General features: G+C 63.1%; 10 protein-coding genes. All 10 read right to left on the bottom strand.

What is annotated here, in order from left to right:
* Positions 1-12: 12 nt before the first annotated feature.
* On the bottom strand, positions 13-774 hold the full coding sequence (locus AACW30_RS17510) for a PIG-L deacetylase family protein (protein ID WP_200625492.1): 762 nt from the start codon (positions 772-774) through the stop codon (positions 13-15).
* Positions 775-951: 177 nt separating this feature from the next.
* Positions 952-1,611: a glycosyltransferase gene (locus AACW30_RS17505; protein ID WP_200625491.1), complete on the bottom strand. Its 660-nt coding sequence runs from the start codon at positions 1,609-1,611 to the stop codon at positions 952-954.
* Positions 1,608-2,207, bottom strand: a complete 600-nt coding sequence (locus AACW30_RS17500) for an SAM-dependent methyltransferase (RefSeq protein ID WP_169366875.1) — start codon at positions 2,205-2,207, stop codon at positions 1,608-1,610. The genes AACW30_RS17505 and AACW30_RS17500 overlap by 4 nt, the downstream gene beginning before the upstream one ends.
* Positions 2,204-2,962, bottom strand: coding sequence for a PIG-L deacetylase family protein (locus tag AACW30_RS17495; protein WP_200625490.1), 759 nt, complete (start codon positions 2,960-2,962; stop codon positions 2,204-2,206). Before AACW30_RS17495 ends, AACW30_RS17500 begins: the two co-directional genes overlap by 4 nt.
* A complete protein-coding gene (locus tag AACW30_RS17490; RefSeq protein WP_200625489.1) occupies positions 2,959-3,957 on the bottom strand; it encodes an acyl-CoA dehydrogenase family protein in 999 nt (332 codons plus the stop codon). Before AACW30_RS17490 ends, AACW30_RS17495 begins: the two co-directional genes overlap by 4 nt.
* 1 nt (position 3,958) lies before the next feature.
* Entirely contained in the window at positions 3,959-6,115 is a 2,157-nt protein-coding gene (glgX, locus tag AACW30_RS17485) for a glycogen debranching protein GlgX (RefSeq protein ID WP_106579063.1), read from the bottom strand.
* Between the two features lie 133 nt (positions 6,116-6,248).
* Positions 6,249-6,518 (bottom strand): DUF2934 domain-containing protein, encoded by a 270-nt coding sequence (locus AACW30_RS17480; RefSeq protein WP_106579064.1) that lies wholly within the window; start codon positions 6,516-6,518, stop codon positions 6,249-6,251.
* Between the two features lie 24 nt (positions 6,519-6,542).
* Positions 6,543-9,299 carry a malto-oligosyltrehalose synthase gene (locus AACW30_RS17475; RefSeq protein WP_200625488.1) on the bottom strand — a complete coding sequence of 919 codons (2,757 nt, stop codon included), beginning with the start codon at positions 9,297-9,299 and terminating at the stop codon, positions 6,543-6,545.
* On the bottom strand, positions 9,296-11,380 hold the full coding sequence (gene malQ, locus AACW30_RS17470) for a 4-alpha-glucanotransferase (RefSeq protein ID WP_124417614.1): 2,085 nt from the start codon (positions 11,378-11,380) through the stop codon (positions 9,296-9,298). Before malQ ends, AACW30_RS17475 begins: the two co-directional genes overlap by 4 nt.
* Positions 11,377-13,122: a malto-oligosyltrehalose trehalohydrolase gene (gene treZ, locus AACW30_RS17465; protein WP_119740141.1), complete on the bottom strand. Its 1,746-nt coding sequence runs from the start codon at positions 13,120-13,122 to the stop codon at positions 11,377-11,379. The genes malQ and treZ overlap by 4 nt, the downstream gene beginning before the upstream one ends.
* Positions 13,123-13,140: the final 18 nt, after the last annotated feature.

The following is a 13,140-nucleotide window of genomic DNA, read 5'->3' as shown; positions in this document are numbered from 1 at the left end:
TAACCGCCCGCTCTACGTGAACACGATCTCATACGGCTCGCGCATGCGTTCGAGCAGTTCCTGGGCGAGCATCGGCGCGAGCCCGATGGCCGGGTCGCCGACCAATTGGCTGGCGTAGGCATGAGCGGCGTGCAGTTTGCGCGCGACGCTCCAGCTGTCCAGACGCACCTTATGCGCTCGCTGCCAAGGCATCATCGCCGCTTCACGCGCCGGACTGTGCCAGGCCCAGATGGGCAGTTCATAAAGCCGCGCGCCGATCAGGCTACAGGCCTTGGCGCTGGCACGGCCGACGGCGTCGTGGTCGTCATTGCCGTCGTTGCGCCACGTGGTGAACACCATGTCGCCCGGCTGCAGGTAACGCGCAATGAACTGGCTCATCGGCTGTTCACTGCTCGCCAGGGCGTCGTCACGAAAACCGCCGCGAATCCACTTCAAGCTGTGCAGCGGCATGCCCAACCTGCGCAGCGCCTCGGCGCTTTCCTGTGGGCGGATCACACTCAGACGGCTCGCCGGCCATGCGTGAGACCCCGGATGGCTGGCGCTGCCGTCGGTGATCGAGATCAGCAGCAGCGGGTGCTCCAGGGTACTGAGCAGTTGCAGCAGCCCTCCACACGCCAGCACTTCATCGCCAGGGTGCGGAGCAATCACCGCCACGCGCGCACCAGGTGGCACCAGCGAAGAGGGAGGGATAGCGGGAATTTGCGCCAACTGTGGCGCGCTGTTCCAGATTTGCGCGGGACCGCGGCGGCCCTCGCTTAAGGAGGCAGGCTTCATGGGTGTCACGTCCTTGTCGATTGATGCTGGCCGTACCCCGTTGACGGGACGACGCTCTTTTTTTTCAGCGCAGACTCCGCTGCGGTGATGCGCGGTACTCCAACCCTGGAATACCGGCAAGGCGCTATCAGCATAGTCAAGGATTCATGGCTTTTACATCGTGAAATGTTGATTTTTTCAGCTGGCCTGCATGAGGCTTTTCAAATAGTCACCAAAACCGCCTTCGGCGCGGCAGTCGAGCCGGCCACTGGTAATCACCTGTGGCCGGTGGCTCCAGGCGATGGACGCGCCGCAACGCTCCAGATTGCGCACCAGTTGCACATCTTCATGGCAGGCGAGGGGTTCGAACCCGCCGGCTTGCACATAGGCGCCAGCACTCACGCCCAGATTGGCACCGTGTACATGCCGATGGCCGTCTCGGGCCTGATAGGCCTGGGTGTAGCGAATTTGCGCCGCGGGGTCGAAGCCGTCACTCCAGCCGTCCACGGTCACGGTGCCGCACACCGCGTCGACACCCAGCGCCAATTGCGCTACCAGCCAGTCAGGGGCGACGCGGCTGTCGGCGTCCGTGCACGAAATCCAGCGTGCGCCTTGATTCAGCAAGTGCCGCGCACCCACACCGCGCACCTGCCCGACATTGCGCGCCTGCACCTGCAGGCTTTGCACCGCATAGGCCTGCACGATCGCTGCACTGCCATCGTTGCAGCTGTCGAGCACGGTGAGGATCTGGACCGTTTCGCCGAGCAGCTCCGGATGGCGTGCGGCAACCAACGCAGATTTCAGGCATTCGCCCAGCAGCGCTTCTTCGTTATGCACCGGGATCAGAACGCCGATCATCGCAGCCCCTCGAGGGTTGCGACCGAGGTGCGGTCGCGGCTCCACAGGTCGAGCAGGAAATCACTTTCGTGATGCTGCACCACCGGCGGCATGTCCAGCCTTTGCTGCAGCAGGGCATGCACCTGCTCAGCGGTCTGCGGGCACCCTTCAATGCGTGGACGCCAGTGACAGGCCAGCAGTTGCCCGTCTTCGGTCAAGGCGCCAAGGGCGCAGTCAACCAGGCGGTGCAGATCATCGGCATCCAGGTAGTAGCACAGCTCGCTCAACACGATCAGTTCGAATGAACCTGTCGGCCACTGTTCCGGCAAACGGCTTTGCTGCACCTCGGCATGGGCAAACCCCCGCAGCCGGGTTTGCGCCAGCGCCACGGCGGCACTGGCCGTGTCACAACACACCAGGCGGTCACAGCGCGGCGCCAGTTCGGCGCTCAGCTCGCCGTTGGCGCAACCGGGTTCGAATATCGACGCATACCGCGGGCGGGTCAGCGCCGCCAGGGTCAGCGCGCGTTTGCGCTGCTCGTACCAGCGTTGGCGAAATGCCCAGGGGTCATCATTCCCGGCGAACAGTTGGTCGAAATACGGCGTGGCCACGCTCATACAAACACCACTTCAAAAGGCTGCAGCAGGCGTTCCACCACATAAGGCGCGAGCACAGGCGGCAGGCCGATCTGCGGGTCGCCCTCCAACTGGCTGGCAAACGCGTGGATGGCATGACGCTTACGCGCCACTGTTTCGGGCGTCAGCAGGATTTTGCGCGCACGATCCCAGGGCACCTGGCTGTCTTCCGGGGTTGCCCAGTGCCAGGTCCATACGGGCAATTCATACAGGGTCGCCCCAACCGCATGCGCGGCCTTTGCACTGGCGCGGCCGACAGCCTCATGGTCGCAGTGCCCATCTTCGCGCCACGTGGTGAACACCACGTCGGTGGGTTTGAGGTAGCGTTGAATGAACGCACTCAGTTGTTCTTCCTGCGCCGCCACCTGACTGTCGCTGAACCCTGCGCGCAGCCATTTGAGGCTGTGCAACGGCAAACCCAGGCGGTGCAATGCCTGGGCTGATTCCTGCGGACGCACCACACTCAGGCGCTCCACCGGCCAGCGCTGGGAACCCGGATGGCTGGCGCTGCCATCGGTCACGGAAATCAGCTGAATCGGCCGGCCGATGGCCGCCAGGCCTTGCAGCAGGCCGCCGCAACCGAGCACTTCATCGTCCGGATGCGGTGCAATGATGACTGCCCGATGCCCCTCGGGTACCAACTGTTCGACGCTGATGTGCGGCAGCTCGGCCATGTGCGACGAGGCTTGCCACTGATGCAGTGGCGTGCCCTGGCCTACGATCGGATTGGGTTTCATAACTGCCACCTCCCTGTGGGTTGCTCGGCCACCTGTTCGCCCAACGCCGCCAGGTCGCGCTCTGCATGGCTCTGGCGCACATACACCGGCAGGTCCGCCATCAACTGGGCAAAGTGCGGGTCTTTGCAATAAGGCCCGGCACCTGCCGCACGGCCCACATGGTGGATGACCTGCTCGACAGTGTCTTCGATGCACGCGCGCACCTGCTGCGCTAACAGCCGCGCATCCGCCCGTGGAGCGCGGTCCACCTGTTCTGCACTGTCACGCAACACACAGGCCGCACTGTTGAGCACGCTGTCCACCGCGCCCAGGTGGGCGAGGGCATGGGGCTCGGGGCGCTTGCTGCATTGCTCGCGCAACACCTCGGCCAGGCGTTGCGCGCCGCCGTACCAGCAGGCGGCAATGCCAATCCCGCCTTGCCAGAAGCCAGGGCGGGACAGGTAATCCCCCGGCCCGCCGACGGCAATACCCTTGGCGCCGTCAAACACAATCTCGACGCTGCCAGTGGCGGCCATGCCCACGGCGTTCCAGCCTTCATTGGTGACCATAATGCCGGGCTGATCCATGTCCACGGCAACCAGTTGCTGACGGTCTTCGTCGTCCCAGGCGGTCAGCAAGCCATGACTGACCACCGCCGCCCCGGAACACCAGGCCTTGCGCCCATCGACGATCAACCGATGGCCATCACGGCGCACACGCACCTTGGCGGTCGGCGGTTCGGCGGCCCACATGCCCCACAAGCTGCCCAAGGGCGGCAGGGGGCTTTCGAGTTCAGCGATGATCGCCAACGCATCGGTGTGGCCTTCGAACAACTTGCACAGGCGTAAATCGTGGCCCGCCACCTGCGCCAGACGACTGAATCGCTCCAGCGTCTGGCCACTGCCGGGTAACGGCAGCTGGTCCAGACCTTCTTCCTGAAGGGCCTTCAGGGCTTGGCCCAAAGCGTGCGTGTCCGCATAGCCCCGGTAGCTTTGAAGGAATCCATGCAACGCCATTTCACACCTCGTCGTGCTGCAGTTCAAACAGCAACAGCGAGCGGCCGGTGACTGCGTACTCGTGCTCGAAATCAAAGCGCTCCTGACCGCGCACCGCTGGCTCATTGGTGTCGAGCATGCAGGTCCAGAACTCGCCTTCCGGCACCGGTGGCAGGCGGAAGTTGACCATGTCGTGGTGGGCGTTGACCACCAGCAGCAACGTGGCATCGCCACCCGGGCGGCGAATCCCGGTTTCCTGGGCGCGGCCATCCATTAGCATGCCCAGGCAGCGGCCATGGCTGTCTTCCCACTGTTCGGTGGTCATCTCGTTGCCATCCGGCGCCAGCCAGGTGACGTCCTTCACCCCGATGTCTTCGTTGTAGTCACCCACCAGGAAGCGTCCACGGCGCAGGATCGGATACGCCAGGCGCAGCTTGATCAGGCGTTTTACAAACTTGAGCAGCGCCTTGCCGTCGTCGTCCAGCTCCCAGTTGACCCAGCCGATCTCGCTGTCCTGGCAGTAGGCATTGTTGTTGCCGTGCTGGGTGCGAGCGAACTCGTCACCGGCCACCAGCATCGGTGTGCCTTGGGCCAAGAGCAGGGTGGCGAAAAAGTTGCGCATCTGGCGCAGGCGCAGCGCGTTGATTTCCGGGTCTTCGGTAGGCCCTTCGACGCCGTGGTTCCAGGACAGGTTGTTGTTGCTGCCATCCTGGTTGTTTTCGTCGTTGGCTTCGTTGTGCTTGTCGTTGTACGACACCAGGTCGTGCAAGGTGAAGCCGTCGTGCGCGGTGATGAAGTTCACCGAACTGTACGGGCGTCGACCACGCTGGTTGAACATCTCGCCGGACGCAGTCATGCGTGCAGCAAAGTCTGCCAACTGGCCGTCGTCGCCTTTCCAGAAGGCGCGCACGGTGTCGCGGAAGCGGTCGTTCCATTCCACCCAGCCCGGTGGGAATTTGCCCACCTGGTAGCCACCGGGGCCGCAGTCCCACGGCTCGGCGATCATTTTCACCTGGCGCAGCACCGGGTCCTGGCGGCAGGCCACGAGGAAGCTGTGGCGTTCGTCGAAGCCATCGCGGTAACGGCCCAAAATGGTCGCCAGGTCAAAGCGGAAACCGTCCACGTGCATCTCGGTGGCCCAGTAACGCAAGGAGTCGGTGACCATTTGCAGCACGCACGGGTGGCTCAGGTCCAGGGTGTTGCCGGTGCCGGAATCGTTGATGTAGAAGCGCTTGTCGTCAGGCATCAGGCGATAGTAGGAGGCGTTGTCGATGCCGCGCATGGACAGGGTCGGGCCGCGCTCGTTACCTTCGGCGGTGTGGTTGTAGACCACGTCGAGGATCACTTCCAGCTTGGCTTCGTGCAGGTGCGCGACCATTTCCTTGAACTCGGCAATCTTGCCGCTGGCCAGGTAACGCGGGTCCGGGGCGAAAAAGGCGATGCTGTTGTAGCCCCAATAGTTGGTCATGCCTTTTTGCAGCAAGTGCTGGTCGTTGACGAATGCGTGCACGGGCAGCAATTCCACCGACGACACACCCAGCTGGCGGATGTGCTTGAGCACGTCATCTTCCATCAGGCCGGCGCAGGTGCCGCGCACCGACTCGCCAACCGAAGGATGGCGCATGCTGATGCCGCGCAAGTGGGTTTCATAAATGATCGTACGGTCCCAAGGCACCCGCACCGGCTGGTCGTTACCCCAGGTGTGCGCCGGGTCGATGACCTTGCACTTGGGCACGAAGGGCGCGCTGTCGCGTTCGTCGAAACTGAGGTCATCGTCGGGGTGGCCGATGGTGTAGCCGAACAACGCTTCGGACCATTTGAGTTCGCCCACCAGCTGTTTGGCATAGGGGTCGATCAGCAATTTGTTGTGGTTGAAGCGGTGACCATTGGCCGGGTCATATGCACCGTATACGCGGTAGCCGTAAATCAGCCCAGGGTGGGCGTCGGGCAGGTAACCGTGGAAGGTTTCGTCGGTGTATTCAGGCAGTTCGATGCGTTCCAGCTCAACTTCGCCGGTGTCGTCAAACAGGCACAGTTCAACTTTGGTGGCGTTGGCCGAGAACAACGCAAAGTTGACGCCCAGGCCGTCCCAGGTGGCGCCGAGGGGGAAGGGCAAACCTTCACGAATCCGCGACGGCTCGTTTTCCGGCGTCGGTTGGTTTTTATCTGGTTTGCTCATTGAGTTGCTCCTGCAAGGGTCTTTTTTCGGGCCGAGCGCGACCGTGCTGGCGATCGTTCAGCTGACGCAGTGGATATTCAAAAGGGAACCTCCTGCCGGCAGCGCCGGGAGGAGGCCCGTAAGGTCGTGATGCTTAAGGCTTGGGTTTTTTCGGCGCTGCGGGCTTTTTCGCCGCAGGCGGCGCCGGTTTGCTCGCTGCCGGTGCCGGCGGCTTGGCTTTGGGCGCAGGCTTGGGCGCGGTTTTTGGCTTGGCAGCGGCCTTGGGCTTGCTTGGCGTCAGCGCTTCGGCTTCGGCCAGTTTGCGCGCCATCTCCCAGTGGCGAGTGTCCTCTCCGTGGGGCTTGCCCTCGGATTCCCAGATCTGATGCGCCAATTCGCGAATACGTTTGTCTTCAGTACTCATCACAATGCTCCTCACAGAAAAGTTTCAGCTTTCTTGATCATCAGGATTGATAAAGACATTGACCGGGAAATCCCCCAGGGCAGCGCTGATCAACAGCTCCTTGTTTGGTGTGACTGCGTCTGTATGAAAAAGTCCCTTCCAGTTTTGCGTTGTCGCGGCGAACGGTAATTTAACCCGCGTATCGCCCCAAACCTGCGCGTCGATGTGGGGCCGCTCACCGTTTTCCAGCAAGCGATGAGGCCAGCGCGGCACCACCACCAACAGGCGTTTGCCTTGATGTTCGCGACAGAATGCGACCACATGTTCTGCGTGCGTGCCGGTGACCTCCAGCGGTGTGTAGTGGCCGCTGCGAAAGATCTCCGGGTCGGCCTTGCGCAACGCCAGCACCTGGGCAATCAGCGCCTGCTTGACGCGCCCGTCGCGCCAGTTGGATAACAGTTCAGGGATGTCCGGCGGTGTGTTCAGCGCGTGTTGCCGCGCGTTGAAGTCCACCGGACGACGGTTGTCCGGGTCCACCAGGCTGAAGTCCCAGAACTCATCGCCCTGGTACAAGTCCGGCACACCCGGCACGGTGATGCGAAGCAAGGATTGCGCCAGGCTGTTGACCGCTCCGGCCGCGGCAATGGCGTGAGCGGCGTTGCCCAGGGCGGTGCGCAATGCGCTGCCCGCATCGCTGAGCAACAGGCGCGAGAGAAACGCCTCGACGCCTTGCTCATACGCCTCGTTCGGCGCGCTCCAGCTGCTTTGCAGCTTGGCTTCGCGCAGGGCCTTTTGCTGCCATTGCCAGAGGCGCTGCTGGTAATTCTCGACGTCCAGGTGCAGGTCCAGCGGCCAACTGCCCAGCAACACTTGATACAGGATCAGCTCATCACCGGCCGACGGGCTATTGGCATCCTCGCGCAAGGGTGCGGCGAGGGTGCGCCAGTGCTCAACCTGTTCGACATACCACGGCGCGCATTCACTCAATACCGCCAGGCGTGCGCGGGTATCTTCGCCGCGCTTGTGGTCGTGGGTGGCGGTGGCCAGCAGGTTGTCGGGAAAGGTCTGCAAGCGTTGTTGGTTGACGGTGTGAAACGCCGCCACCGGCGCACTGAACTGCTCGGTGCTGAAACCCACGTCATTGCGCGACAGCAGTACTGCCGAGCGATAGAACGCGGTGTCTTCCACGGCCTTGGCCGCGGCCGGAGAGGTCAGTTGCTGGAAGCGTACACAGGCATGTTTGAGTATCTTGCGCTCGCGCCCGATCGGGCGATGGCGCCACGGCTGGCCGCCCAGCCATTTTTCCAGGTGATCGAGCACCGGCCAGTCGCCTTCGCTCAACGTGCTGCGAGCACCGGCCAGGGCTTGCAGGAAAAACACGTCATCTTTTTCGCTGCGGCCACGGGCGCTGATGTAAGTGCGGTACACCGGGAAGTGCACGATCAGCTCCTGCAAGGCGCGGCGGATCGCGCCCAGGGTCAGGTCGCGGGTCATCACATCGTCACGGGCCACCTGCAGCAGGGCCTGGGCCACGCTTTCGAAGTCACCGGCCAGCGAGCCATTCAGGATCTGCTGGCGTGCCAGCCAGGCTTCTTCGATAAAAGCCGCTGGCCGTCCGCTGTGGCGGGTCCACAACTCGGCAAGCGGCTCGAAGCCTTGAGGATCATGCTGCAGCAACGACAGCTGATTCATGAATTCGTAGCCGGTGGTGCCGTCTACTTTCCAATCTTCGCGCAGGGTTTCGCCTTCACCGAGGATTTTTTCCACGAAGATCGGCAAGTGCCGTTCGGGCGACAGTGAATCAACCCGACGCCGCAGCTTGCGGCAATAACCGCGTGGGTCGGCCAGGCCGTCGATGTGGTCGATGCGCAAGCCATCTATCAGGCCCTCGCTGATCAGCTCGAAGATCTTGCCGTGGGTGGCCTCGAATACCGCCTTACGTTCAACGCGCAAGCCGCCCAATTCATTGACATCAAAGAAGCGCCGCCAGTTGATATCGTCCGCCGCCGTGCGCCAGCTGGCGAGCCGGTAGACTTGCTCTTCGAGCAATTGATGCAGGCGATTGAAACCCTCGGGCTGGCGTGCGTCGAACTCGCCCAGGCGTTGCTCGATGGCACGGCGCACGTCGCTTTCGGTCGCGCGTTCGGCCAGCGCCTGCTTGAGCCAGGCGGCTTCGTGGTAGGCATCATCCTGATAGGCCAGCGCGCTGAAACGCTCGGCCAACGGCCGGAGCAGCGCGTCGGCGCCGAGGATCAACGCGTAGTCGCGCGGGCAGATCGGGAAGCGGTGCTCGTAATGCTCGACGTAAAACGCCCCATGCTCGGCGTCAAAATGCAGCGTCAGCGCGCCGGTCTGCAAAGCCTCGCCATAGTCGCTGCCCAGAAACGGCATCAGCAGTTGGCCTTTGAGCAACGGGTCCGGCGAGTGCCACTGAATATCGAAGAACTCGCTGTAGGGGCTCAGGCGTCCCCATTCGAGCAGGTCCAGCCACCACGGGTTGTCCGCGCCACCCACGGCCATATGGTTGGAGACGATATCGAGGATCAGCCCCATCTGGTGCTCGCGCAGTGCAGCAACCAGGCGCCGCAACGCGGGCTCGCCGCCCAGTTCGGGGTTGACGGTCGTCGGGTCGACCACGTCGTATCCGTGCATGGAGCCCGCGCGGGCACTGAGTATCGGTGAGGCGTACACATGGCTGATGCCTAGCTGGGCGAAGTACGGCACCAGAGGCACCGCATCATCCAGGGTAAAACCTTTATGGAATTGCAGGCGCTGAGTAGCGCGCAGGGGCAGTGCTTTCATCGGTCACGCTCATAGGCTTGGTTGCGCGCAACGGCCAGCAGTTCGAGGCGGCGGGCGGCGCCGGCGTTGTCGAGCAGGCTGGCGGCTTCGCCCGGCAGGCGACGGCGCCAATTGGGATGGGTGTCGGTGGTGCCGGGCAGGTTGGCTTGTTCTTCGATGCCCAGCGCGTCCTCCAAGGGCAGCAATACCAGCGGCGCACGGGTATGGCCGAGGTAGCGCACGCTGGCGTCGATCATGTGGTCGGTGTCGTTGCGGATTTCATCGACAAAGTTCTGCGGGTCCTGGCTCAAGGCCTGGCGCAGTGCCTGACGTTCGCGCAGGCGGTGTTCGCTCCATTGCTCCACCGTCGGTGCGTCGATCAGGCCGAGCTGGATATTCCACTCGATGTCGCGGCTGTGCCACCAGCCGTTGAGGGTCGGCAAGTCGTGGGTGCTGGTGGTCGCCAGGGCGTTGTCCGGCCAGTCAAGGATCGGCCTGAATTGGCCATCGTGACCTTGCTCGAACAGCAGCACGCGCATGCCCAGAATCGACCGCGCGCTGAGTTTTTCGCGCAGGCCATCGGGCACGGTGCCGAGGTCTTCACCCAGCACAATCGCCTTGTGACGCTGGGATTCCAGCGCCAGCAGTCGCAGCAGGTCGTCCACCGGGTAATACAGGTACGCACCCTCGCGCGGGGAGGCATCCATGGGGATCACCCACAGGCGTTGCAGGCCCATCACATGGTCGATGCGCAGGCCACCGGCATGGGCGAAGTTGGCCCGCAGCATCTCGATGAAGGCGCGGAAGCCGTTGCGTTTGAGACCTTCGGGGGAAAACGCAGAGATGCCCCAACCTTGACCGGCGCGGTTGAGAATATCGGGCGGCGCACCCACGGTGAGGTTCGCCAGCAATTCATCCTGGCGGCTCCAGGCCTGGCTGCCGCCGCCGTCGGCGCCGACGGCCAGGTCGGCAATCAGGCCGACGCCCATGCCGCTGCCACGCGCGGCTTGTTGCGCACGCTCCAGGCAACGCGCGATCAGCCATTGGCTGAACGCGTAGAAGCCGATTTCGTCGCGGTGTTCAGCGGCGAACTTAACCAGTTCAGGGCTTTGCGGCGAGCGCCAGGCTTCGGGCCAGTGACGCCAGTCGAGGTCCTCTCCCGCGGCGGCGCGAACGGCCTGCACGGCTTCGAAACGGCAATGGTTCTCCAGGGCTTCACCGCCGTTCTGGCGAAAGCTCAGGAAATCGGCATGCTGCGGGTGTCCGCCGTGGCGGAAGTCTTCATACAGCGCGCGCAGCAGGCGCTGCTTGGCCTTGGCGGCGGCGGGCCAGTCGATCAGGGTGTGCTGTTCCAGCGTGTGCAGTTCTTCGGTCAAACCGCAGGCGTCGATGGCATTGCGCACTTCGCGCTCGCCCAGGATGCAGGCAGGCGAGGCGTACAGGCTGTTCAGAAACAGGCGGCTGGACGGCGAGTAGGGACTGTAGCGCTCGGTGTCGGCGCTGAACATCGCGTGCATCGGGCTGATCGCCAAGGCATCGGCGCCGCGTTCGGCGGCGGCGCGAACCATGTGCTCCAACGCCTGCGTGTCGCCAAAACCACCGTCGCCGAGACGACGCAGCGCGTACAGTTGGGCGCTCAAACCCCAGGCGCGCGCCGGTTGGGCGTCGACGGCTTCAGCCACGCTGTAGCAGTGAGCAGGCGCCACGGCCAGGGTGAAGGTCTGGTCGTCGATGTGCACCTGGTGATAGCCCAGCGCGATGACGCCTGGCAGCACGGCATCACCGTCGAGGCGCAGCTCCAGGGTTTCGCCGGTTTCCAGGCTGACCCGGCAGGGCGTGTCTGCGGCAAAGTAGCGTGCCAGGTCGAGGCCTTCGCCGCTGTCGACGGTCATCAAGGGCGGCAGATGCTTGTCTTGCTGCACCTGTTCGAGTTCGAGCAGGCTGGCGTTGATTTCGGCATCAGTATCGGCCGGGTGGCCCAGGCCTTTGAGAACGGCGCGCAAGGCGCCGGGTTTAACATGTTGCGGACGGCCGTTCGCGTCGATCCAATCGACGGCCAGGCCCGCTCGGCTGGCGAGTATTTCCAGGTTCGCTTCGCTCAAAGGTGCTCTCCAACAGGGGATAGGGCAACGCGTGCGCTGAAAGGCGCCAAGTGCGCCCCTTCACCGGCAGGCGTTTCAAATAGCAGGTGCGGCGGCGCAGGGTGATCCAGCGGTTCGGCGCCCAGGTTTAAGTCAATCTGCAACACACTGCCGTTGCCCAGGCGCCAGCGCGCGCTGACGGCGCCTTGCCCCAGCACCTGCGCGCCCAAGGCCACACTGCCGGGCAAGTGCGGCACGATCTGCTGGTGGCGCAGGCTCAACAGTTGGCGGTAGAACTGGGCGTGCTGGTTTTCGGTGAAGGCGGGTGCCGATTGCAAAAAGGTGGGCAGGGCATTCGGGTCGGGAATGTGTTCACGCCTTTGCGGGTCTTTGAATGCGGCAAAATCAGCAAACTCGTTGCGCCGGCCTTCGCGCACGGCTTCGGCCAGCTCCCCATGGTGATCGGTGAAAAACAGGAACGGTTCCTCGGCGTTCACTTCATCACCCATGAACAGCAACGGAATCATCGGCGACAACAGCAATAACGTCGTGGCTGCCTTGAGCGCCTGCGGCGAGCACAGCTGATGCAGGCGTTCGCCCAGTGCGCGGTTGCCGATCTGGTCGTGGTTCTGCAAAAACGCCACGAAGGCGCTGGGCGGCAAGTCCCCACTGGGTTCGCCGCGCTCATGGCCGTGGCGGGTGGTGTGGCCCTGATAGATAAAACCCTCACCCAGGCAGCGCGCGAGTTTTTCGGTAGGGTTTTCAGCGAAGTCGCTGTAATAGGCGTCGGTTTCGCCGGTAAGCAATACGTGCAGCACGTTGTGGAAGTCATCGTTCCACTGCGCGTCGAAATCGTTCTTCAGCAGGCTGGCCTGGTTCAGCTCGTTTTCCAGCACCAGCCAGACATGCCGACCTGTGTCTACCTGTTGGCGAACACGGTGGGCCAGTTCCTTGAGAAAATCGGGATTGTCGATTGCGTGCACCGCATCCAGGCGCAGGCCATCAAAGCGGTATTCGAGCAACCACATCAAGGCATTGTCGAGGAAGAAGTCGCGCACCTCGCGACGATCAAAATCAATGCCTGCGCCCCAGGGCGTGTGCACGTCTTCTTGAAAGAAACCGTTGGCGTATTGGCCCAGGTAGTTGCCGTCCGGGCCGAAGTGGTTGTAAACCACGTCGAGCATCACCGCCAGGCCGTGTTCGTGGGCGCTGTCGATCAATTGCTTGAGCTGTTCCGGCGAGCCATAAGAGGAGTGGGGCGCATAGGGCAGAACCCCGTCGTAACCCCAATTGCGTTCGCCGGGAAATTGCGCCAACGGCATCAATTCAATCGCGGTGACGCCCAGTTCAGCCAGGCGTGGCAGCTGCTTTTGTACGGCGGCGTAGCCACCCAGCACACCCACGTGCAGCTCGTAGATCACCGCTTCATGCCATGGGCGGCCTTGCCAATGGCTGTGTCGCCACTGATAGGCGAGTGGATCGACAACCACGCTCCAACCATGAACATCCTCGGCTTGCGCCCTGGATGCCGGGTCGGGTACGTCGTTTTCGCCGTCGATGTTGTAGCGGTAGCGAGTGCCCGCCGGGCACTGTATCTCTACCTCAAACCAGCCATCTGCCTGGGGCAGCATGGCGATGGACTTGCCGTCTTCCAATTCAACGCTGACATAAAACGCGTCTGGCGCCCACAGGGCAAAACGCGTGTGTTGCGCGTCCAGCATGATTGCGCCGTGGGGCCAGGTTTCCAGAGTCCGTGACGGCATCTATGAAGCCCTCCCTTG

The sequence above is a fragment of the Pseudomonas sp. MF6747 genome, assembly GCF_963890955.1.
Taxonomy (GTDB): Bacteria; Pseudomonadota; Gammaproteobacteria; order Pseudomonadales; family Pseudomonadaceae; genus Aquipseudomonas.
Note: the sequence above shows the minus strand (reverse complement) of the source record. Positions and strands in the feature narration are given on the sequence as shown.